Genomic DNA, 22,012 nt, shown 5'->3' with positions numbered 1-22,012 from the left:
CCGCCCGTACCGCGGGTCCGCCACGGACCAGCTGGAGCGGCCGCCGGCCGAAGCCCCCGCGCCGGTGGCGGTCCCGGGCGCGCCGGCCGGCGTACGGCTCTGGCCGTTCGAGCCGGTGCCCTGCGGTTCAGTCGGCCCTAGCGGTTCACTCGGGCAGCGCGGCCGGATCGGTGCGCGGGACGGCCAGCGTCACGCGCAGCCCGTGCGGCGGGTTCTTCTCGTAGGAGAGGGACCCGCCGCCCGCGGCGAGCAGGATGCGGGAGATGGACAGGCCGAGCCCGGAGCCCTTGATGTTCTGGTGGCGTCCGCTGCGCCAGAACCGGTCCCCGATCCGGAGCAGCTCGTCCTCGGTGAGCCCGGGACCCCGGTCGGCGACCACGATCAGCACCCGGTCGCCCTCCACGGAGAGCGCCACCTCGACTGCCTCACCCGCCGGAGTGAACTTGAGGGCGTTGTCGATGACGGCGTCGAGCGCGCTGGAGAGCGCGATCGGGTCGGCCCAGCCGGTGGCGGCGGTGCGCCCCGCCCCGGTGAGCCGGACGCCCTTCTCCTCGGCGAACGGGCGCCAGGCGGTCACCCGCTCGGCGGCCAGCCCCGCGATGTCTATCAGGCTGATCTCGGCGGTGGCGTGCTCGGCCAGGGCCAGGTCGAGCAGGTCGTCCAGGACCTGGGTCAGGCGCTTTCCCTCGGTCCGTACGGAGGCGATCTCCGCGTTGCCCTCGGGCAGTTCGAGGGCGAGCAGCTCGATCCGCAGGAGCAGTGCGGCGAGGGGGTTGCGGAGCTGGTGGGAGGCGTCGGCGACGAAGGCGCGCTGCTGTTCCAGCACCTCTTCGACGTTGTCGGCCATCTCGTTGAACGAGCGGGCCAGGCGCCGGAGTTCCGGCGGCCCGCCGCCCGCCGCGACGCGGGAGTTCATCCGCCCGGTGGCGATGCCGTGGGCGGCGGCGTCCAGGGTCCGCACGGGCTTGAGCACCCAGCTGGTCAGCCGCAGGGCGGCGCCGAAGGCCACGAGCATGGCCGCGCCGAGCCCGGCGGCGATGAGCAGCCAGCCCCGCAGGATCCGGGCGCGCATCTGGTCGGTGGGCGATTCGGTGGCGACCACGGCGACCACGTCCCCGTCGAGCACGACCGGGGAGGCGACGAGGATCCTGCCGTGGGTCTGCCAGGGCCACACCTGCCCGGGATCGTGGCTGCGCCGGCCGGCGAGCGCCTCCTTGAACGCCTCTCGGCCCTCCCCTTCCGCCGGCAGCTCCCACTCGCTGGGGGACCGGGCGATGGCGTTGTCGTCCCGGCGGAAGACGCCGACGCGGATCCCGTACAGCTCCTGGTACCGGTCGAGTTCGTGCTGGAGGGTCGCGCGGCGCTCGTCGGCTCCGCTGGACTTCGAGCCCTCGGCGTCGACGAGGAACTGGGCGAGCGCGGCGAAGCGGGCGCTGTCGTCGATCCGGTCGACGACCACCCTCTGCTGCTGCCCGGCCGCCAGGGCCACCGCGAGGGGGAAGCCGAGGGCGAGCAGGACGCCCGCCATCAGGACGACGAGCAGCGGGAGCAGACGGGCGCGCACGACGGGTGGCCGCTAGACGGCGGGCGGAGCGGAGGCGGCGGGCGGGGCGGAGGACGCCGGGGCGGGCGGTACGACGAGCCGGTACCCCACGCCGCGGACGGTCTCGATGAGCGCCGGCATGCGCAGCTTGGAGCGCAGCGAGGCCACGTGCACCTCCAGGGTCCGGCCGGTGCCTTCCCAACTGGTGCGCCAGACCTCGCTGATGATCTGCTCGCGGCGGAAGACGACGCCGGGGCGCTGCGCGAGCAGGGCCAGCAGGTCGAACTCCTTGCGGGTGAGCGGTACGTCGACGCCGTCCACGCTGACCCGGCGGGTGGACAGCTCGATGCCCACGGTCCCGAGGTCGACCACGCCGGGCGTGCCCGCGGGGCCTGCGGCGGCGCTCTCCTCGGAGGCGCCGGTGCGGCGGGCCACCGCGTGGATGCGGGCGAGGAGTTCGCCGGTGTCGTAGGGCTTGGTGACGTAGTCGTCGGCGCCCATGTTGAGCCCGTGGATGCGGGAGCGCACGTCGGCCCGCGCGGTGACCATGATGACGGGCGTACTGGTGCGCTTGCGGATCTTGCCGCAGACCTCGTAGCCGTCCTGGTCGGGCAGGCCGAGGTCGAGCAGGATCACGCCGTAGGGAGAGGCCACGGGCGGGGCGCCCGCCGACAGCAGGGCCTGCAGGGCCTCCTCGCCACTGCGGGCGTGGGTGACCTTGAAGCCGTGCCGGGCGAGGATCGCGGACAGGGCGGCGGCGACGTGGTCGTCGTCCTCGACGAGCAGCAGTCTCATGTCGTCCCCCTCTCCATCTCTTGGTCTCTTCGCGATCTCTTCGCGTTCGCTCGGCGGCCATCATGGGCCATCAAGCATCCACGCCGATGCGGACTCCCACGTCAAGGCGGTTCCGGTCCGACGGGGCTTCCGTTACCCACCCGGTACGGCCGTGGGCGGTGCCGCACGCCCGCGGGTACGGAGCGTATCGGTGCGAGGCCGGATCGTTATGCTCAATTCTCCCTCAGATGTGATGACGCTGTGCGCATCACGTCACTACTGTCCTCCCAACCGAGGAGGACGGAGCCACAAGCCGATGAGCGGAGTATCAGTGACCAAGGACGTGCGGGACGCGGCCGGTGCCGCGGACGACCTGGTCGTGCTGAGCAACGTCAACAAGCACTTCGGCGCACTGCACGTGCTTCAGGACATCGATCTGAGCATTGCCCGCGGTGAGGTCGTCGTGGTGATCGGCCCTTCGGGGTCGGGCAAGTCCACGCTGTGCCGGACCATCAACCGCCTGGAGACGATCGATTCGGGCAGCATCACGCTCGACGGCAAGCAACTGCCGTCGGAGGGCAAGGCCCTGGCCAAGCTGCGCGCCGATGTGGGCATGGTCTTCCAGTCGTTCAACCTCTTCGCGCACAAGACGGTGCTGCAGAACGTGATGCTGGGCCAGCTCAAGGTCCGCAAGACGGACCAGGCGGCGGCCCTGGAGAAGGCGAAGGCCCTCCTCGACCGGGTGGGCGTCGGCTCGCAGGCCGACAAGTACCCGGCACAGCTGTCCGGCGGCCAGCAGCAGCGCGTGGCGATCGCCCGGGCCCTGGCGATGGAGCCGAAGGTGATGCTGTTCGACGAGCCGACCTCGGCCCTCGACCCGGAGATGATCAACGAGGTGCTGGAGGTCATGCAGCAGCTCGCCCGCGAGGGGATGACCATGGTCGTCGTCACGCACGAGATGGGCTTCGCCCGCTCCGCCGCCAACCGGGTCGTCTTCATGGCGGACGGGAAGATCGTCGAAGAGGCGACGCCCGAGCAGTTCTTCAGCAACCCGCGGAGCGACCGGGCCAAGGACTTCCTGTCGAAGATCCTGCACCACTGACCTTCGTATCTGGTAGTGATCCGGTGACGGATCGTCGTCCAGCACGGCACGTCTCACTTCACGTCTGTCTCACGTCTCACTTCGAGGGAAGTCCACCATGAAGATCTCCAAGGTCGGCGCGGCCGCCGCCATCGCCGTTGCTCTCGCCCTGACCGCGACCGCCTGTGGCGGCAGCGACAGCACCAAGCCCGGCAGCGACGCCGGCGCCTCGGGCGGGGCCAAGAAGGACAAGATCGTCATCGGCATCAAGTTCGACCAGCCGGGCGTGGGCCTCAAGACCCCCGACGGCAAGTTCACGGGCTTCGACGTGGACGTGGCGACGTTCGTGGCCAAGGAGCTCGGCTACGCGCCGGACCAGATCGAGTTCAAGCAGGCCGTCAGCGCCGAGCGCGAGAACCTGATCTCCAACGGTGACGTGAAGCTGGTCGTGGCGAGCTACTCGATCAACGACAAGCGCAAGGAGAAGGTCGACTTCGCCGGCCCGTACTTCCTCGCGCACCAGGACCTGCTGGTCCGCGCCGACGACACCTCGATCACCAAGGCCGAGGACCTCAACAAGAAGAAGCTCTGCTCGGTCACCGGCTCCACGTCGGCGCAGAACGTCAAGACCAAGCTGGCGCCGGAGGCCGACCTGAAGGAATCCGCAGGCTACTCCGAATGCCTCACCGGCCTGGAGAGCAAGTCCATCGATGCGCTGACCACGGACAACTCGATCCTGGCGGGCTACGCGGCGCAGGACAAGAACAAGGGCAAGTTCAAGCTGGTCGGGCTGAGCCTGAGCAACGAGAACTACGGCATCGGTCTGAAGAAGGGCGACAAGGAGCTTCAGACCAAGGTCAACGCCGCCATCAAGAAGATGCAGGCGGACGGTGCCTGGGAAGCGGCCGTCACGAAGAACTTCGGTCCGTCCGGCTACAAGAGCGAGCCGGCCCCCGCGGTCACCGAAGGCAGCTGACCCGGCGGCCGGTCCGCCGGCCGATCCATCGGTGAGGACCGTCGCCGCCCGCCTGCCGCGGGCGGCGCCGTGCCCCACCGGCCAACCTGGCCATCCTGGGGAGAGCGCAGGCCATCGTGTTCGATTTTCTTGATTCCGGGCAGTACGACGTGCTCGGAGCCTTCTGGGTGACGGTTCAGCTCACCCTCTACTCGGCCGTGGGGTCCCTGATCTGGGGCACCGTCCTGGCCGGGATGCGGGTCAGCCCGGTCCCGCTACTGCGGGCCTTCGGCACGGCATACGTCAACTTGGTGCGCAACACCCCGCTGACCCTGCTGATCATCGCCTGCTCGCTTGGCCTCAGCGAGACCCTCTCTATCACGCTGGGAGGCGGCACGTTCAAGGAGATCGGCTTCCGGCTGGCTGTCCTCGGATTGACGGCCTACACCGGCACCTTCGTCTGTGAAGCACTGCGCTCAGGCATCAACACGGTGCCCGTGGGCCAGGCAGAGGCAGCGCGCGCACTGGGCCTGAGCTTCTTCCAGGTACTCACCTTGATCGTGCTCCCCCAGGCCTTCCGGGCGGTAATCGCACCGCTCACCAACGTACTGATCGCACTCACCAAGAACACCACGGTGGCTGCAGCCATCAGCGTCGCAGAGGCGGCCCTGCTGATGAAGGAAATGGTCGAGAACGAGGCCGATGCGCTCTTCGCCGTCTTCGGCGTCTTCGCCCTCGGCTTCGTCCTTCTGACCCTGCCCACCGGCCTGCTGCTCGGCTGGGTGGCCAAGCGAGTGGCGGTGAAGCGATGACCTCCGTGCTGTACGACGCCCCGGGCCCCAAAGCTAAGGTGCGCAACTGGATCTACAGCGGGGTCTTCCTCGTTCTGTTCGGCCTCGCTGCGTGGTGGGCGCTCGGCCTCATGTCGGAGAAGGGCCAGCTCGAGGCCGAGAAGTGGAGCCCGTTCGTCGCCGACAGCCGGGTCTGGACGACGTTCCTGATCCCCGGCCTGCTGGAAACCCTCAAAGCTGGTGTGATCGCCATGCTGATCGCGCTGCCACTGGGCGCCCTTCTCGGCATCGGCCGCCTCTCCGACCATGCTTGGGTCCGCGTCCCGGTCGGCGCCTTCGTCGAGTTCTTCCGCGCCATCCCAGTGCTGATGCTGATGCTTTTCGGCAGCGCCCTGTACGTGCAGTACACGTCCGTCTCCTCCGACGTCCGACCGCTGTACGCGGTGGTCACCGGCCTGGTGCTGTACAACGCCTCGGTCATCGCCGAGATCGTCCGGGCAGGTGTGCTGTCCCTGCCCAGGGGGCAGACTGACGCGGCCAAGGCGATCGGCATGCGCAAGGGCCAGACGATGGTGCACGTCCTGATCCCTCAGGCCGTCACAGCGATGCTCCCGGCTCTGGTCAGTCAGCTCGTGGTGATCCTCAAGGACACCGCGCTCGGCGGCACCTTGCTCGGTCTTGCTGAGCTGCTTTCGATGGCCCGACAGATCTCCGCGAACTACAGCAACACCATCGCAACCTTCACGGTGATCGCGTTGATCTACGTCGCAGTGAACTTCGCCCTCACCAGCTGCGCGTCCTGGCTGGAAAGCTGGCAGCGGAAGTCCAAGCGGGGCACCGGCGCCGTCGTTGCCGGGGACGTGGCCGAAGTCGACGCCGGCGGCGCCGCTGGCGTGGGCAAAGCCCCCTGACGCACAGTCAGCCCATTGACGTGAAACCTGTGGTGCGGCGGAACAATTCCGCCGCACCACATTGCGTTGTCCCAGCCTGTGGCACTCGCGTAGGTACCTCCACCGGGTTGCGCACGCCCATGCGGCGCAACCGGGGCACCTGGAGCCACATCATGGATCCGGTGATCGTCCTCGGCGCGGGGGCCGTCGGGCTGTCCCTCGCCCTGGCTGGCCAGAGCCGCCCGGCACCCCGAAGCGGCCGCCTTGGTGCACCTGCCGGCCTGTACGACGCTGCGAAACAAGGGCACTTACGGCGCGCCAGCGACTGCCGGCAGGCCCCCCGCACCAGCCACCGAAAGCGCCACCATTCATGGCCTCGAACGAGAAAATCGCCGTGAAAGTGACAGCGAGCGGAGTCTCCCCGCAGCTTGACGACCCCGCGGCTGCACCGAAGGAACTCGATGCATGAGTCCTTCTACCCGACGTCCCCGGGGAGCGGCCAGCGCGACCGCGTTCTGGAGCTTGGTGGACCTGGCTGCACACAACAGACGCGGCGCCCCCATCGGAAAACCCGATGGGGGCGCCGCATTCGCTAGCCCAGCTCCGACGTACCGAGACGTCGGACGCTGTTTGCGCCGCGCAGCCTACTAGTAGGACCTTGTGAGGATGCCGCCGGAGTGAACGAGAGTGAACGGCGGGCAAAAGGCAACGGAGATCCCGCTAGTCGACCAAGCTGCAGCCTCGCGATAGACGAGAGGACCGCCGTCGAGCGGCGTGCATATGGCAGTAGCCTTGTACCTTCCGCCATTACTACGACTACATTGAGCCTGCCAGCTATTAGTGTCCAGCGGGCCCTTATGGTAGGAACATCCCTCAGGCCATCCTGTGGCTGCGGCACTGGCCACACCTTGGAGTCCGACGACTGCCATTGCCATGGCGGCAAGCAGCGCCGTGTACATCTTCTTCATTTCCGCTGATCCCTTCTCGGCCGGTTCGAATTTTGTCAGGTGTTGTTTCTGGGGGACGATTCATATCCCGCAGAATAGGCTAGGTAGGTTCCGTTACAGTACGCATAGGACCACCCGACCTGCCTCCACCCGCCGTAGAAGTGCTCCACGCGCCCAGTCGCCGGGTCCTTGCATATAGCGATAGCTCGATAGGAGCCGCCATTATGGTTGTCGCACCACGCAACCGCCCCCCAACTTCCAGGCACCTCGTACCGGCAACCGCTGGGGTGCGCCGTGACGCCGAGTTCGGAAGCCGACGCGCTTCCCCCGGCGCCGAGCGAGACGATACTGGCCAGCATCAGCCCAAGGGCCGAGGCTGCAAAGGCCCGAATGCCAGTCCTCTTCAGCAACTTTCGCCACCTACTTCCTGAGTTGAACGCTTGAGACGTCATCCAGCAAGAGGGATCGTTGACATCGGCTCGGATATCGTAATTTCCCCTCACGCCCAGGGAGCGCTTTCCACTCCCTGCATGACCACGACAATTCCATGACTGTCAGAGCCTAGCCAGCCCTGGCGCGATCTTCTGAGGATTATTTGAGCATTGCACTCCATCAAGGAGGAACGAAAAGGGCGAAGCGTGCCACATTCCCGTCGACAAATAACTGCAAGGATCAATTCCGGCACAGGTGGCCGAAATTCAGGAATGTATAATTCAAGCCACCCGCCGGCTGGATTCCGAAAGCCACTCCCCGCCATCACGCGCGACCCGGCGGAATTTCGACGGATCCACCGGCAGGCGCGTCAGCAGCGATGAGCCATGCGCGGGGCGGCCATGCGGCAGCGCCGGATGCGGAAGATGATCTTGAATATACCGAGCCCGTCGGGGCTAAAGGCGACCAGGCGGGCCCTACGACCGGCAGGGAATTCACTGCGGAAGAGCATCCCGGCACATCGCTATTGACTCGGACGCCCGACCTGCACATTCGGAGGGGAGGGTTCCATATATAGAATTACACATGCCCCATCGTCCGGTCCGGAGCACCTCAGATCACTCCGCCGTCGTCGGAAACTTGACGCACACGCCTGGAGTGGGTTGCATACGTTCTGTGATCACATACCGGACACCGGGAGCCACATCATGGACCCGGTGATCGTCGTCGGCGCGGGGCCCGTCGGGCTGTCCCTGTCCCTCGCCCTGGCAGGCCAGGGCGTGCCCTGCGTCGTGCTCGACGAAGGATCCGGCAAGGACGAGCCGCGCCCCGCCCGCACCGTCGCCCTGCACGCCGACACCGCCGCCATGGTGCACCGGCTGGGGTGTACGACGCTGCGCGACGAGGGCGCGTACTTCACCGCCTGGCGCACCATGCGGCGCGGCCGCGACTCCCAGCGGATCACCTTCGAGGACGGCCCGGCCCCGGTCCACCTGCCCCAGCACGCCCTGACGCGCGGACTGCGCGACACCGCCGCCGCTCACCCGCTGGTCCAGCTGGTCACCGAGAGCAAGCTCGACTCCCTGGAGCAGGACGGCCGCGGGGTCACCGCCCACACCCGGGGCGCCGAGACCACGTGGTGGCGCGGGAGCCACCTGGTCGGCTGCGACGGGGCCCGCTCCACCGTGCGCAAGCTCCTCGGCATCCGCTTCCCCGGCCGCACCGCGGTCGAACGCCACGCCGTGGCCGCGCTGCGCACCGAACTTCCCTGGCCGGGCGAGGCATTGCTGCACCGAAGCCCGCCCGAAGAGGTCACCGCCCGGCCGCTGGCCGACGGGGTGTACCGGCTGGACTGGCTGCTCCCGGCCCGCGGGGACCTCGTCACCCCCGACGCGCTGGTGACCCTCATCCGCGACAGCCTCGCGCTGTGGTGCGGGGGCACGACGCCCCCGTACGAGCTCCTCGACACCGGGGTCCACACCCTGCACCACCGGCTCGCCCGGCGCTGGCGCGACGGCCGCTGCTTCCTGGCCGGGGACGCCGCGCACCTGCTCGGCGCACTCGGCACCCAGGGCGTCGAGGAGGGGCTCCGGGACGCCGAGAACCTCGCCTGGAAGCTCTCGCTCGCCTGGCACCAGGGGGCTTCCGAGGAGCTCCTCGACAGTTACGAGGACGAGCGCCGCCGGGCGGTGGCCGCCCGGCTGCGCGCCGCCGACCAGGCCATGCCCGCGCTGCGCGCCGGGGGCGGGCTGCGCACCTACCTCCCCGGAGCATCGCGTTCCGCCGAATCCCTGCTGACCGACGGCCATTTGGGGCGCGGCCCGCTGGGCGCGGAGCCGGTGTACGCCCCGCCCGTGGCCGTCCACGAGGTGCCCACCGCCACCGAGCCGGGCGGGGCCGTGGAGAACGTCCCGGTGACCGCACCCGACGGTTCGACGGTGCCGCTGCGCGACCAGCTGGGGCGGGGCCGGCTCCTCGTCGTCCTCGTCGCCCCGGGCACCGGGGTCTGGGACCGGCGGCACTGGATGGGCGCCGGCCTGATGCCCCGCCTCGCGGCGGCGGTGGCCGCGCTGCCGGTCCGGGCGGAGCTCCTCGTGGCGGACGGCTATCCCGGAGCGGCGGCGCACACCGTGCTCCTCGTACGACCGGACGGGCATCTCGCGGCCACCTTCGCCGGGGTCCACCCGGCCGAGCTGTACGAGGCCGCCGACGCGGTCCGGCACGGTCCGGCGACCGCCGCCCCGACCCGGGCCCCCAGGGGGCTGCCCGCTCCGGGCCTGCCCGCCGCCGCACCCGTGATCGATTGACCCTCCGGCCGAGTCGTGCTTCACTCGCGGACATGACCGGCAACGACGTACGCCTGTGGCGGAGGGTCCATATGGACCTGGTCCGCTACGCGGGCTGCGTATGTCGCCCTTCCTGCTGATTCGCAGATTCGCCTTGCCTCAGCGCGCACTTCGTGTGCCGCGCACTCTCGCGAACCCCCAGGACGGTCATCCTCCATGTCTGCACCCACGCACGCCCCGGCACCCGCTGCCGCAGCTGCCGCTCCCGCTGCCGTCTCCGCAGCGGATCTCCTCGCCTTCACCCTGCGCATCGCCTCCGCCCCCGAGCTGATCGCCTCGCTCCCCCTCGATCCCGAGGGGCGGACGTGGATCCGGCTCGACGGCCCGGGCGGCAGCGAGGCCTGGCTGATCGGCTGGCCGCCCGGCACCGGCACCGGCTGGCACGACCACGCCGAGTCGCGAGGTGCGTTCACGACCGCGCGCGGGCGCCTCACGGAGAACTCCCTGGCGGTCCGCCTCCCCTCGGAAGGCTGGCAGTCGCTCTCCCTGTCCCCGGACGTGGACCGCACGCGCGGACTCGGCGCGGGCACCGGGCGGGCCTTCGGCGAGCACCACGTGCACGAGGTGCTCAACGAGTCCGCGACCGAGCACGCGATCTCCGTCCACGCGTACTACCCGCCGCTGCCCCTGATCCGCCGCTACAGCCGCACCGGCCCGGTGCTCACGCTGGAGCAGGTCGAGCGTCCGGCGGACTGGCAGTGAGCGGCATCGACGCCCTCGTCGACCGGCTGCGGACCACGTACACCCGCGTGGACCCGGCCCGGGCACACGCGGAGTTCCTGGCCGGGGCCCTGCTGGTCGACATCAGGTACCAGGCCCTGCGCGAGCGGGACGGGCTGATCCAGGGCGCGCTGGTGATCGAACGCAACGAACTGGAATGGCGCCTCGACCCCGAAGGCTCCCACCGCCTCCCGGAGGCGGTGGACCACGACGTCCGCATCATCGTCATATGCAACGAGGGCTACGCCTCCACCCTCGCGGCGGCCTCCCTCCACGCGCTGTCCCTTCCCCGCGCGACGGACCTCACGGGCGGCTTCCAGGCCTGGAAGTCCGCCGGCCTGCCCACTGTTCCTTCTTGACGCGGAGCTCGCATCGCTGCGCCGGACTCCGTCCGGCGGTGGCCGGTCGGGGCTGCCGCCACCGCCGTCCCGGCGTGTGCCCGGTGGGCGGGTGCGGCTGCGTGGGCCCTGTGGGGCGGGGTCCCCTACCCGCCCGTCGCCCGTTCCCCGGGGCTCCGCCCCGGACCCCTGCTCCTCAAACGCCGGAGGGGCTGGGTACATCCAGCCCCGCCGGTTTGAGGCGCGGGGTCCGGGCAGCGCCCGGGGAACGGTGGAAGGGCGGGTAGGGGAACTCCGCGCAGCGGCAACGGCCGCAGCCGGGACCCAGCACCGCACAGCGGCACGCCTGCGGGCATCCGGTCCCATGCGGGGCTGGTCCCCACGGGCACCACGGGCCCGGGGCTGAGCCACGAGGGATAGGCCGCGAGGTCCGCCGGGCTGTGCCGCATCGCCACCCGCCCGGCGAAGCCCGTAGCGCACAGCGCCACCAGCCCCGCCCCGCCCACGACCACCCCGTACACCAGCGGAAGCACCACCGCGGCCGCCGCTCCCGTCATGCCCACGCTGAACGCGGTGAGGACCGCCAGCGAGATCCCCGACCCCAGCACCACCCCCATCAGCAGCACCGCCAGCGCCTCCACCCGCAGCATCCCCCGCAGCTGCCGCCGCGTCGCCCCCCGAGCCTCAGCATCGCGAACTCCCGCAGCCGCTCCCCCGTGGACATCGCCAGCGTGTTGGCCACCGCGATCACGGTGAAGGCCAGGACGAGCCCCATCGCCAGCAGGTTGATCTCCGCACCGGCCGCCTGCCGCTCCGCCCGCGCGCCGTCCGCTTCGGCCGCCGACAGCACGGCCACGCCCGGGTACTCCCGTACGGCCGAGGCGAGCGCTTCCCGCACCGCCGGCCCCGCCACCAGGACGCTCGAAGCCGGCGGATCGTCGACGTGCGCGGCCACCAGGCCGTGCGGCAGCGTCACGTCCCCGAAGCCCAGCCCCCGCGCGTACACCGCGGCCACGGTCAGGGTGACCGGCGTTCCGTCCCCCAGCGTCAGCGAGAGCGGGCTGCCCGGCTTCAGGCCCGGTCGGTCCGCCGCCAGTTCGCTCACCGCGACGCTCTCCTCCCCGAACCCCGCCAGGCTCCCGGCCGTCACCCCCGGGTCCCAAGTCCGGTCGAGTCCGGCCGGGGTCACGCCCTGCGCCGCGTACTTCGTCAGCCCGACCCGGATCGACGTGTGCACGATCTCGGTGGCCGCGAGGACCCCGGGGGTCCGGCGGATCCGCTCGGCGGCGGTGCCGGGAACCCCCGGCCCCCGTCCCTGGAGCACCCACTCGGCCCGGCCAGGGCTTCGGCGGGACGGACGCGGGCCACCCGCCGGGCGGTGATCCGGGCGGCGGCCCACGCTCCGAGCAGGCTCGCGCCGACGGCGGCGATCATCGGGACGATCCCGGCGGTGCGCTCCAGGGTCACGGGAACGACCCCCGCGTCGACGAACCGGCCGTGCAGCCAGGCGGCGAGCGGCAGCCCGGCAAGGGCTCCGGCGACTCCGGCGGCGAGCCCCGCCAGCAGCGCCTCGCGGCCGATCATGCGCCGCAGTTGCCCGGGGGTCGGCGGCGATGGCGCGGAGCAGGGCGAGTTCGCGGTGGCGCTGCTGAACCGACAGGGAGAAGGTGCCGACGACCACGAGGACCGCCACGAGGAGCGAGGTGCCGCCCATCGCGCCGCCCATGGAGACCAGTTTGATCCGGGCGCCGGCCGCGTCGAGGAATTCCACGGAGCCGCGCCCGTCGCCGGCGGCCACCTGCGCGGGGGTGCCCCGGAGCGCCTGGCAGATCCGCCCGGCCGACTCGCCGGCGTCCACCCCTGCCCGGGGCAGGACTCCGATGGCACTGATCCGGCCGTCGCGGGCGGCGAGCCGCTGCACCTCGGCGTCACCGAAGAAGAGCGCGCTCTGGTGCGCGAGGCTTCCGCCGGCCGCGGCCGCGATACCGCTGACCCTGTAGGTCTCGGGGCACCGGTGGACTGCACGGTGAGCTCGGAACCGGGCTTCAGCGCCGCACGGGCCGCGAGGCCACGGTCGACGACGACCTCGTCACCGCCCTGCGGGGCGCGGCCCTCGGCGAGCGTGAAGGGGGTGAGCGCGGCCGAGCTCCAGGCGTGACCGTACGAGGGCTTCGCGCCGTCGCCGCCCGGGCCGCCCCGGGTCAGCGGCACGGCCTGGAAGGTGAGCTCGGGGACGGCCCGCTCGACTCCGGGCACGGCGCGGACGGTGTCCACGGTGGCGGCCGGCAGCCACGCCCGCTCGGCGACGGGCTTGGCCCTGTGCTTCGTCTTGACCTTGGAGCGCCCCGGCATCCCCGGCCGGGGGCTGACCCCACCTCATGTCACACCCGCCCCACACCCACGGCACGCTCCCACACCCACGCGGCGCGCTCCCCCACCCCCAGAGCAGCTCGGGTCACCCCATCGGATCGTCGGCTTCTTCGCCTTCGGCCTCTTCACCTTCGGCCTCCAGCGCGCGGCGGACCACCCTCAGGGCCATGCCCTCGGGGTACCCCTTGCGGGCGAGCATTCCGGCGAGGCGCCGGATCCGCTTGTCCCGCTCCAGGCCCCGGGTCGCGCGGAGCTTGCGCTCCACGAGCTCCCGGGCGGTCTCCTCCTCCTGGTCGGAGTCCAGCTGTTCCAGGGCCTCCTGTACGAGGGTGGGGGCCACCCCCTTGGTACGGAGCTCCTGTGCGAGTGCCCGGCGGGCCAGCCCGCGGCCGCGGTGCCGGGACTCTACCCAGGCCCCGGCGAAGGCGGCGTCGTCGATCAGGCCCACCTCCTCGAACCGGGAGAGGACCTGCTCCGACACCTCTTCGGGGATGTCCCGCTTGGCCAGGGCGTCCGCGAGCTGGCGCCGGGTGCGGGGCATCCCGGTGAGCAGGCGCAGACAGATCGCCCGCGCCTGCTCCTCGGGACTCTGGGGCGGCAGCTCCTGGCGGTCCGCCCGGCCCGCCCGGTCCTCACGGCCCGCACGGTCCTCCGCGCGGCGGCCTCCCCGGCCGCCGCTTTCGCGGCGGCCCCGGCGACTGCCCTCGCGGCGGTCCTCACCGCCGTCCGTGCCGCCCCTCTCCTGCTCCCACACGGGTCAGCTCTTGGCGACGGCGGCCTTGACCGCGGTCTTGGCCTTCGACGCGGGAGCGGGCACGGCCGCGGTCTCGGCGGACGCGTCCGCGCCGGCCTCGGTCGTGGCGGCGGCAGCGGTGTCCTTGCGCACACCGACGCCCAGCTTCTCCTTGATCTTCCGCTCGATCTCGTCGGACAGGGCGGGGTTGTCGCAGAGGAACTTCCGCGCGTTCTCCTTGCCCTGGCCGAGCTGGTCGCCCTCGTACGTGTACCAGGCGCCGGCCTTGCGGACGAAGCCGTGCTCCACGCCCATGTCGATCAGGCCGCCCTCGCGGCTGATGCCGTGGCCGTAGAGGATGTCGAACTCGGCCTGCTTGAAGGGCGGCGCGACCTTGTTCTTGACGACCTTGACGCGGGTGCGGTTGCCGACCGCGTCCGTGCCGTCCTTGAGGGTCTCGATGCGCCGGATGTCCAGGCGCACGGAGGCGTAGAACTTCAGCGCGCGGCCACCGGTGGTGGTCTCCGGCGAGCCGAACATCACACCGATCTTCTCGCGGAGCTGGTTGATGAAGATCGCGGTGGTCTTGGACTGGCTGAGCGCACCGGTGATCTTCCGGAGGGCCTGGCTCATCAGACGGGCCTGAAGACCCACGTGCGAGTCGCCCATCTCGCCCTCGATCTCCGCGCGCGGCACGAGGGCCGCGACGGAGTCGATGACGATGAGGTCCAGCGCACCGGAGCGGACCAGCATGTCCACGATCTCCAGCGCCTGCTCGCCGGTGTCCGGCTGGGACAGGATGAGGTTGTCCGTGTCGACGCCGAGGGCCTTGGCGTACTCGGGGTCGAGCGCGTGCTCGGCGTCCACGAAGGCGACGGTTCCGCCGGCCTTCTGCGCGTTGGCCACGGCATGCAGGGTCAGGGTCGTCTTACCGGAGGACTCCGGCCCGTAGACCTCGATCACACGGCCGCGCGGCAGTCCACCGACGCCGAGCGCGATGTCGAGCGCGGTCGATCCGGTGGGGATGACCTCGATGGGGTCGTTCGGCTTGTCGCCGAGACGCATCACGGCACCCTTGCCGAACTGCCGTTCAATCTGCGCGAGCGCGGCTTCGAGAGCCTTCTCGCGGTCGTTGCCTGCTGCCATGGGTTCCACCCGATTTGCTTGAGTCGATCGCTTCACGCCATTGACGCTAACGCCTGCCACTGACAACGCGGTCCCAGGTCCGTTTTGGCTGTGGATAACCAATAAGAATGCGTGTTCGATTTTCCTGTCAAGCGCGCCACGCCGGACCCGTCCGCCACACCGGCGAGTGGCATGATCCACCCCCATGACGGACACCACGGACACCCTCCCCAGCATGTTCCCCGTCGGCCGCACCGCGCTCATCGTGCGGATACCCGAAGCGGAACCGGTCGTGCGGGGGTGGCGGGACCGGATCGACCCGGCGGCCCGGGCCGGGGCCGGAGTGCCGGCGCACGTGAGCGTGCTCTACCCGTTCCTGCGGGAGAGCCTGATCGACGCCTCCGTCCGCGCCGGGATCGCCGCGGCCCTGCGGCCGCACCACGCCTTCGACCTGCGCTTCGAGCGGACCGGCCGGTTCCCCGGGATGCTCTACCTCGCCCCGGAGCCGGACGCCCCCCTGCGCCGGCTGATCCGCTCGGTCACCCAGCGCTGGCCGGAGGTCCTGCCCTACGGCGGCCGCTACCGGGACCCGGTCCCGCACCTCACCGTGGCCCAGCGCGCCCCGGAGGCGGACCTGGACGCCGCCGAGGCGGACCTGAGCGGCCGCCTCCCCCTCACCTCCCGCGTCCGCGCCGTCGACCTGGTGGCCTACGACGGGACGGCCTGGCACGAACGCGCGAGCTTCGCCCTGCGGTCCCCGCGGGCGGAAGAAGGGTGACAACCCAAGGTTGACACTCGCTCGACTGTCAACCTAGGGTTGCGCTCATGACGAACCCTTCGGTGGAACCCGTTCGCATGACCAATCCGGTACGCCTCGACGACCTCATCGAGGCCATCAAGAAGGTCCACACCGACACCCTGGAGCAGCTCAGCGGCGCCGTGGTCGCCGCCGAGGCCCTCGGGGACGTCGCGGACCACCTCATCGGCCACTTCGTCGACCAGGCCCGCCGCTCCGGCGCCTCCTGGACCGACATCGGCCGCAGCATGGGCGTGACCCGCCAGGCAGCCCAGAAGCGCTTCGTGCCCAAGGCCGACAAGGAGGGCGAGGCCGGACTCGACCCCAGCCAGGGCTTCGGCCGCTTCACCCCCCGCGCCCGCAACGTGGTCGTCACCGCGCAGAACGAGGCCCGCGCCGCCGGCAACACCGAGATCCGCACCGAGCACCTCGTCCTCGGACTGCTCGCCGAGCCCGACGGCCTCGCCGCCCGCGCCATCGCCGCCCAGGGAGTCGCGGCCGACGACGTGCGCGCCGCCGTGACGGCCGGCCTGCCCCCGGCCGTGGAGGACGTCCCCGAGCTGGTCCCCTTCGACGCCGCCTCGAAGAAGGCCCTGGAGCTCACCTTCCGCGAGGCCCTGCGCCTCGGCCACACCTACGTGGGCACCGAGCACGTCCTGCTCGCGCTCCTGGAGCTGGAGAACGGGACGGGGCCGCTCAGCGGCCTCGGCCTGGACAAGGACGCCGTCGAGAACTGGATCACCGACGTCCTGGCATCCGTACTCGGCGCCCCGGACGAGCCCGGGAAGTAGAGGCCTCCGCGTCCCCGGTCAGCGCGTACCGCTTCACGTACGCGCCGAGGAAGGCCTGCATCGTGGCGACGGCCGGAATCGCGATGAGCGCCCCGACCGCGCCCAGCAGGGCGGTGCCCGCGATGACCGATCCGAAGGCCACCGCCGGGTGGATGTCCACCGTCTTCGACGTCAGCTTCGGCTGGAGCACGTAGTTCTCGAACTGCTGGTACACCACGACGAATCCGAGGACGTACAGCGCGTACCAGGGGCTGGCCGCGAAGGCGATCAGCATCGGCAGCGCGCCCGCCAGGTAGGTGCCGATGGTGGGGATGAACTGCGACACCAGCCCCACCCACACCGCGAGCGCGGGCGCGTACGGCACGTCCAGCACCGCGAAGAGGACGTAGTGCGCGATCCCGGAGATCAGCGCCATCAGCCCGCGCGAGTAGAGGTATCCGCCCGTCTTGGTGACGGCGATCTCCCAGGCCCGGAGCACCTCGGCCTGCTTCGCGGGCGGCAGTACGGAGCACAGGGCGCGGCGCAGCCGCGGCCCGTCGGCGGCGAAGTAGAAGGAGAACAGACCGATCGTCAGCAGCTTGAACAGTCCGCCGAGCACGGTGGCGGACACGTCCAGCACGCCGGTCGCGCTGTTCTGCACGTACTTCTGCAGCCAGTCCGAGTGCAGCAGGCTGTCCTGGATCTCCAGCCGGGACAGGTCCGTGTGGAAGGTGTCGTTGATCGAGCCGATCAGCGAGTCGAGATAGCCGGGGAAGCCCTCCACGAGGTCGACGATCTGCCCGGCGAGGACAGAGCCGAGCAGGACGACGAATCCCGCGGCCGCGCCGAACACCCCGAGGAACACCAGGAAGGTGGCGAGCCCGCGGCGGATGCCGCGGGCCGCCATCCGGGCCACGGCCGGTTCGATCGCGAGCGCGAGGAAGAACGCGATCAGGATGTTGACGAGCAGCCCGATGAGCTGGTGGAAGGCCCAGCTCCCGAGCTGGAAACAGGCCACCAGGGCCAGGACGAGGACCACGGCGCGCGGCAGCCAGCGCGGCATCCGGGCATCCGCCGCAGCAGGTTCCCCGGCGCGGCCCGCGGCCGACGGGGCTGCGGCCGGGGCGTCCGCGGCGGCGTGCTCCGCGGTGGCCGCCGGGCGGGGCGGCGGCGGGCCCTGGGGGACTTCGGGCCGGTCGGTCATCTCATCACTGGCTGCCACGCCGACCAGTCTGTCCCACCGGCGCCGCGAACCGCGAAGCGGTCGCCGCGGCCCCGCCCCGGCCGGCCGGCCGGGGCGCACCGCGCTAGCGCAGCGAGGCCGGCACGTCCACCGCCGAACACACCGCGCGCCACACGTCCTTGGCCTCCCAGCCCGCGTCCAGCGCCTCGTGGACCGTACGTCCCCCGAGTTCCGTCATGACGTGGTCCCGCGCGAAGGAGTCCGCGTAGCCCGCACCGAAGTGCTCGGCCATCCGCTCCCAGAAAATCGTCAACCGCATGCGTCCAGTATCCCGCCCCGGAGAGTGCACCTCCCCGTTCGGGCCACCTCGGCGCCACCCGGGCCCCTACGGTTCCTGGCATGCCTGGAGACGAAGCGTGCGCCCCCGCGGCGACGACGGCGACGAGTGCCCCGGCCCGCGCCGAGCAGTTCATCTGGCTCACGGCCCGGGTCCTGGAACAGCGGCGGTTCGCGTTCCACTTCCTCGGCGGGGACCCCGACCCGGTCGATGCCGCCCTCGGCGCCTACCTCGGCGGCGACGGCGGGTACGGCCACGCCCTCGACCCGGATCTGCGCGGTCCGCTGAGCCACCCGCTGCACGCCGCCCACGCCCTGCGCGTCCTGGACGGCCTGGGCCGCTGCGCCGGGCAGCGCATCGAGCGGCTCTGCGCCCACCTGACCCGGGTCTCCACCCCGGACGGGGCGCTTCCCGTGACCGCCCCGGCCTCCGGCGGCTACCCGGCGGCGCCCTATCACCCGCCGCACGACGATCCGCCGGGCGACCTGCTGGCCACCGGCCCGGTCGTCGGGATCCTGCACCGCAACCGGGTGTGGCACGCGTGGCTGTTCCGGGCGACGGACTTCTGCTGGGACCGGGTGGAGAACCTGCGGCACTGGCACCCGTACGAGATCCAGAGCGCGGTGGCCTTCCTGGACGGGGTCCCCGACCGGGCCAGGGCCGCGGCGGCCGCCGACCGGCTGGGGCGCCTCGTCCGCGAGCAGCGGCTCGTCGTACTGGACCCCGCGCGGCAGGACGCGTACCCGCCGGTCCCCGGCCACGGGCCGGACGAGCACCTGTATCCGTACGACGTCGCCCGCCGCCCGGAGTCCCTCGCCCGCGGCTGGTTCACGGACGCGGAGCTGTACGGCTCGCTGCGCTTCCTGGCCGGCCTGCAGCAGCCGGACGGCGGCTGGCCGGTGCACCGCGGGGCGTGGGCGCCGGGCAGCTCGCTGGAGCGGCGCCCGATCGCCACGCTGGAGGCGCTGCTGACCCTGCGCGCGTACGGCCGGCTCGACCCTAGCCTCCCAGGGCCCGCAGCCCCGCGGTGACGGCGACGGCCACCGCGACGACGACCAGGAACGGGGCCCGCAGCAGCAGCGCGACCGCGGCGGCCGCGAGCCCGGCGGCGCGGGCGTCGAGCACGATCTCCTGCCCGGTGGCGAAGGTCTGCTGCGCGGTGAGCGCGGCGAGCAGCGCGACCGGCAGGAGCCCGGCGAGCTTGCGCACCGCGGGCCGCTCCAGGGCTCCGGCGGGGACGAGCAGTCCGGCGAGCTTCACGGCGTAGCAGCCGACGACGGTGAGTCCGATGGCGATCCAGACGTTCACGAGCGGCGTCCCTTCATCCACAGCACGATCGGCGCGGCCAGCGCCGCGATCAGCACGGGCATCCCGGCGGGCAGTACGGGCAGCAGGCCCAGCCCGAGGACGAGGGCGAGCCCGGCGACGGCCCGCTCGGTGCCGGTCTTCAGCATCGGTGCGAGCAGCGCGAGGAACACGGCGGGCCCGGCGGCGTCGAGCCCCCACGCCCTGGTGTCCCCGATGGCCTCGGCGCCGAGCGCGCCGAGCAGGGTGGTGAGGTTCCACAGGACGTAGAGGGCCAGCCCGGTCACGGTGAAGCCGAGCCGGGCCGACTTCCGGTCGGGCTGGGCCAGGGCCACGGCGGTGGTCTCGTCGATCACCCAGTGCGCGGCGAGCGGCCTTACGCCCTTGGGCAGCGCGAGCAGCTGGGACAGCCGCAGCCCGTAGAAGGCGTTGCGGGTCCCGAGGAAGAAGGCCCCGGCGGCCGCCGTGAACGGATTCCCGCCCGCGGCCAGTGCCCCGACCAGCGCGAACTGCGAGGCCCCGGTGAACACCAGCAGGCTCAGCACGCACGCCTGGAGGGTGCTGATCCCGGCCCCGGCGGCGGTCACCCCGAAGGCGAACCCGGACAGCCCGACCGCGACGCCGACCCCGAGCGCGTCCCGGACCACGGCGGCGGGCGGCTTGTCCACCGCGGGCGCCCCACCGGGGACCTCCCGGCCGGGTACCTGGCCCGGTGCTTCTTGGTCGGGTGCTTTTCGGTCGGGTTCTTCTTGTGTGACCATCCGATGTTCTCCCACGCCCCGAAATTACGCAGCCCACGGCATCCGGGTCTTGTACGTTCTTGCGCCATGCACGAAGTGATCAAGGAAATGGCGGACCGGCTGGCCGAGGTGCCCGGCGTACGCGGAGTCATGCTCGGCGGCAGCCGGGCCCGCGGCGAGCACCGCCCCGAATCGGACTGGGACCTAGGCGTCTACTACCGCGGCACCCTCGACCTCGCCGCGCTGGGCGCGCTGGCCGGACCGGACGTGGAGGTGGCCGGACCGGGCGGCTGGGGCCCCTGGGTCAACGGCGGAGCCTGGCTGCGCGTCGACGGGGTGGCGGTGGACTGGATCCTGCGCGACCTGGACCGGGTGGAACGGGTGTGGCAGGACTGCCGCGAGGGCCGCTACGAGGTGGGCGTGCAGCCGGGCCATCCGCTCGGCTTCTGGTCCCCCTGCTACCCGGGCGAGGTGGCCCTGGGCCAGGTCCTCGCGGACCCGGCGGCCGAACTGTCCGCGCTGCGCACCACGGTCTCGTCCTACCCGGAGCCGCTCCGCAAGGCCCTGATCGCCGGGGCGTGGGAAGCGGAGTTCCTCGCCGCGGGCGCCGCGAAGGGCGCGGCCCGCGCGGACGCCCTGTACGTGTCGCTGTGCCTGTCCCGTGCCTTCGGCGTCCTCGTGCAGTCCCTGTACGCGGCGGACCGCCGCTGGTGCCTGAACGAGAAGGGCGCCCTGGCCGCGGCCGAGCTCCTGCCCACCGCGCCGCCCGCCTTCGGCAAGCGCGTACGTGCCCTGCTGGGCGCCCAGGGCGCCACCCCCGAGTCCCTGACGGCAACGGTGACCGAGGCCCGCACCCTGATCGAGGAGACCCGCGCGAGGCTGGCGTCCTAGGGTCGGCGACCGGCCGGCCCCGGATCCACCGCGCCGCCCGGCGCACCCCCGCGCCCCCGCCGGTACGCCCCCGGCGGCACCCCCACGATGCGGGTGAAGTGCCGGTTCAGGTGCGGCTGGTCGGAGAAGCCGACGGCGACGGCCGCCTCCGCCGGCGGGATCCCGGCGTCGAGCAGCCGGCGGGCCCGCCGGACCCGGGCATCGGTGAGCCAAGTGTGCGGGGGCATGCCGTACCGGTCCCGGAAGGCCCGCAGCAGGGCGAAGGGGCTCGTCCCCAGCTCCGCCGCGAGCTGCTCCAGCGACGGGGGCTCCCCCATCCGCTCCTCCAGTACGGCCCGGGCCCGCTCCGCGTCGGCGACGCCCGCGCGGCCCGCCGTACGGGCGGGCAGCGGCCCGGCGTGCCGGGTCAGCATCCGCGCCACCACCCCGCGCAGCAGGGTGTCGGCGGCCAGCGCGTTGCCCGACTCGGCGGCCCGGTGGACCTCGGTGATGGCCAGCGAGGCCTGCGGGTCGGCGACCAGGTCGGCGGTGAAGCCGGGGGTCCCGCGCAGGGTCCCGATCTCGGTGGCGACCTCGGTGATCAGGGCCCGGGAGGGGTAGAGGGTGGCGTAGGCCCAGCCCTCGGGGACCCCGGCGCGGGCGGTGTGCGGGACCTCGGGGTTGATCAGGACCACGCTGCCGGGGCCGGCGCGCAGGGTGTCCCCCGGCAGGCCGATCTCCTCGATGCCGCCGGTGACGGCCGCGATGACGTACCCGTCGTGGGCGTGGCGCGGGAAGGTGTGGCGCACGTAGTGGGCACGCAGGAGGTCCAGCCCGGGCAGTTCCGCGTACTGCCAGTGCCGAGCCCACTCCCGGCGGCCCTCGTCCGCTCCGGTCCCCGTCCCCATCCCCCCATTCTGCGCCCGGCCCGGGCGGGGCGTTTCCACAGGTCCGGCCGGTTGTCAGT

General features: G+C 71.8%; 21 protein-coding genes and 1 pseudogene. 12 read left to right on the top strand and 10 right to left on the bottom strand.

What is annotated here, in order from left to right:
• Positions 1-145: 145 nt before the first annotated feature.
• Together AC6CKD_RS14455 and AC6CKD_RS14450 are read right to left on the bottom strand one after the other, a co-directional pair.
• Complete coding sequence (locus AC6CKD_RS14455; RefSeq protein ID WP_498327635.1) at positions 146-1,564, bottom strand: sensor histidine kinase; 1,419 nt, start codon at positions 1,562-1,564, stop codon at positions 146-148.
• Positions 1,565-1,576: 12 nt separating this feature from the next.
• A complete protein-coding gene (locus AC6CKD_RS14450) occupies positions 1,577-2,338 on the bottom strand; it encodes a response regulator transcription factor (protein WP_498327634.1) in 762 nt (253 codons plus the stop codon).
• Positions 2,339-2,633: 295 nt separating this feature from the next.
• Between AC6CKD_RS14450 and AC6CKD_RS14445 the strand changes: the two genes are divergently transcribed.
• From AC6CKD_RS14445 to AC6CKD_RS14410, 8 genes are all read left to right on the top strand, one after another.
• Positions 2,634-3,419 carry an amino acid ABC transporter ATP-binding protein gene (locus AC6CKD_RS14445; protein WP_385369546.1) on the top strand — a complete coding sequence of 262 codons (786 nt, stop codon included), beginning with the start codon at positions 2,634-2,636 and terminating at the stop codon, positions 3,417-3,419.
• A 97-nt stretch (positions 3,420-3,516) separates the two neighbouring features.
• On the top strand, positions 3,517-4,374 hold the full coding sequence (locus tag AC6CKD_RS14440) for a glutamate ABC transporter substrate-binding protein (protein WP_498327632.1): 858 nt from the start codon (positions 3,517-3,519) through the stop codon (positions 4,372-4,374).
• Positions 4,375-4,490: 116 nt separating this feature from the next.
• Complete coding sequence (locus AC6CKD_RS14435) at positions 4,491-5,165, top strand: amino acid ABC transporter permease (protein WP_498327630.1); 675 nt, start codon at positions 4,491-4,493, stop codon at positions 5,163-5,165.
• Entirely contained in the window at positions 5,162-6,055 is an 894-nt protein-coding gene (locus AC6CKD_RS14430; RefSeq protein WP_498327628.1) for an amino acid ABC transporter permease, read from the top strand. The genes AC6CKD_RS14435 and AC6CKD_RS14430 overlap by 4 nt, the downstream gene beginning before the upstream one ends.
• Before the next feature lie 2,065 nt (positions 6,056-8,120).
• Positions 8,121-9,719, top strand: a complete 1,599-nt coding sequence (locus AC6CKD_RS14425) for an FAD-dependent oxidoreductase (RefSeq protein ID WP_498327626.1) — start codon at positions 8,121-8,123, stop codon at positions 9,717-9,719.
• A 32-nt stretch (positions 9,720-9,751) separates the two neighbouring features.
• Entirely contained in the window at positions 9,752-9,838 is an 87-nt protein-coding gene (locus tag AC6CKD_RS14420; protein WP_361915248.1) for a putative leader peptide, read from the top strand.
• Positions 9,839-9,914: 76 nt separating this feature from the next.
• A complete protein-coding gene (locus tag AC6CKD_RS14415; RefSeq protein ID WP_498327624.1) occupies positions 9,915-10,460 on the top strand; it encodes a cupin domain-containing protein in 546 nt (181 codons plus the stop codon).
• Positions 10,451-10,837, top strand: a complete 387-nt coding sequence (locus AC6CKD_RS14410) for a rhodanese-like domain-containing protein (protein ID WP_498328112.1) — start codon at positions 10,451-10,453, stop codon at positions 10,835-10,837. The genes AC6CKD_RS14415 and AC6CKD_RS14410 overlap by 10 nt, the downstream gene beginning before the upstream one ends.
• A gap of 404 nt (positions 10,838-11,241) precedes the next feature.
• On the opposite strand, the pseudogene AC6CKD_RS14405 reads toward AC6CKD_RS14410, so the two are convergent.
• The 3 genes and pseudogenes from AC6CKD_RS14405 to recA form a co-directional block, all read right to left on the bottom strand.
• A pseudogene (locus AC6CKD_RS14405) lies at positions 11,242-13,159 on the bottom strand (ABC transporter permease); the annotation flags it as partial.
• A gap of 112 nt (positions 13,160-13,271) precedes the next feature.
• On the bottom strand, positions 13,272-13,940 hold the full coding sequence (gene recX / locus AC6CKD_RS14400; protein WP_498327622.1) for a recombination regulator RecX: 669 nt from the start codon (positions 13,938-13,940) through the stop codon (positions 13,272-13,274).
• 3 nt (positions 13,941-13,943) lie between these two features.
• Positions 13,944-15,065, bottom strand: a complete 1,122-nt coding sequence (gene recA / locus AC6CKD_RS14395; protein ID WP_498327620.1) for a recombinase RecA — start codon at positions 15,063-15,065, stop codon at positions 13,944-13,946.
• 184 nt (positions 15,066-15,249) lie between these two features.
• On the opposite strand from recA, the gene AC6CKD_RS14390 reads away from it, so the two are divergent.
• Together AC6CKD_RS14390 and AC6CKD_RS14385 are read left to right on the top strand one after the other, a co-directional pair.
• Complete coding sequence (locus tag AC6CKD_RS14390; protein WP_498327618.1) at positions 15,250-15,822, top strand: 2'-5' RNA ligase family protein; 573 nt, start codon at positions 15,250-15,252, stop codon at positions 15,820-15,822.
• A gap of 47 nt (positions 15,823-15,869) precedes the next feature.
• A complete protein-coding gene (locus AC6CKD_RS14385; protein ID WP_498327617.1) occupies positions 15,870-16,631 on the top strand; it encodes a Clp protease N-terminal domain-containing protein in 762 nt (253 codons plus the stop codon).
• On the opposite strand, the gene AC6CKD_RS14380 is transcribed toward AC6CKD_RS14385, so the two are convergent.
• A complete protein-coding gene (locus AC6CKD_RS14380; RefSeq protein ID WP_498328111.1) occupies positions 16,579-17,673 on the bottom strand; it encodes an AI-2E family transporter in 1,095 nt (364 codons plus the stop codon). The two genes, AC6CKD_RS14385 and AC6CKD_RS14380, sit on opposite strands and share 53 nt — an antisense overlap.
• 244 nt (positions 17,674-17,917) lie before the next feature.
• Positions 17,918-18,112: a DUF3046 domain-containing protein gene (locus AC6CKD_RS14375; protein WP_214955542.1), complete on the bottom strand. Its 195-nt coding sequence runs from the start codon at positions 18,110-18,112 to the stop codon at positions 17,918-17,920.
• Between the two features lie 80 nt (positions 18,113-18,192).
• Here AC6CKD_RS14375 and AC6CKD_RS14370 point away from each other — a divergent pair, with 80 nt between their 5' ends.
• Positions 18,193-19,161 carry a hypothetical protein gene (locus AC6CKD_RS14370; protein ID WP_498327616.1) on the top strand — a complete coding sequence of 323 codons (969 nt, stop codon included), beginning with the start codon at positions 18,193-18,195 and terminating at the stop codon, positions 19,159-19,161.
• Here the strand turns inward: AC6CKD_RS14370 and AC6CKD_RS14365 are convergent.
• The gene (locus AC6CKD_RS14365) at positions 19,130-19,438 is read right to left on the bottom strand and encodes an AzlD domain-containing protein (RefSeq protein ID WP_478689819.1); all 309 of its coding nucleotides are present in this window, start codon (positions 19,436-19,438) and stop codon (positions 19,130-19,132) included. The two genes, AC6CKD_RS14370 and AC6CKD_RS14365, sit on opposite strands and share 32 nt — an antisense overlap.
• Entirely contained in the window at positions 19,435-20,103 is a 669-nt protein-coding gene (locus tag AC6CKD_RS14360) for an AzlC family ABC transporter permease (protein WP_498327615.1), read from the bottom strand. The genes AC6CKD_RS14365 and AC6CKD_RS14360 overlap by 4 nt, the downstream gene beginning before the upstream one ends.
• Positions 20,104-20,262: 159 nt before the next feature.
• On the opposite strand from AC6CKD_RS14360, the gene AC6CKD_RS14355 reads away from it, so the two are divergent.
• Entirely contained in the window at positions 20,263-21,066 is an 804-nt protein-coding gene (locus tag AC6CKD_RS14355; RefSeq protein WP_498327613.1) for a nucleotidyltransferase domain-containing protein, read from the top strand.
• Here AC6CKD_RS14355 and AC6CKD_RS14350 read toward each other — a convergent pair.
• The gene (locus tag AC6CKD_RS14350; protein ID WP_498327612.1) at positions 21,063-21,953 is read right to left on the bottom strand and encodes an AraC family transcriptional regulator; all 891 of its coding nucleotides are present in this window, start codon (positions 21,951-21,953) and stop codon (positions 21,063-21,065) included. The two genes, AC6CKD_RS14355 and AC6CKD_RS14350, sit on opposite strands and share 4 nt — an antisense overlap.
• Positions 21,954-22,012: the final 59 nt, after the last annotated feature.

The sequence above is a fragment of the Streptomyces sp. GQ60 genome (assembly GCF_059758875.1).
The sequence above is the reverse complement of the archived record's forward strand: the minus strand, read 5'-3'. Positions and strand labels throughout refer to the sequence as shown.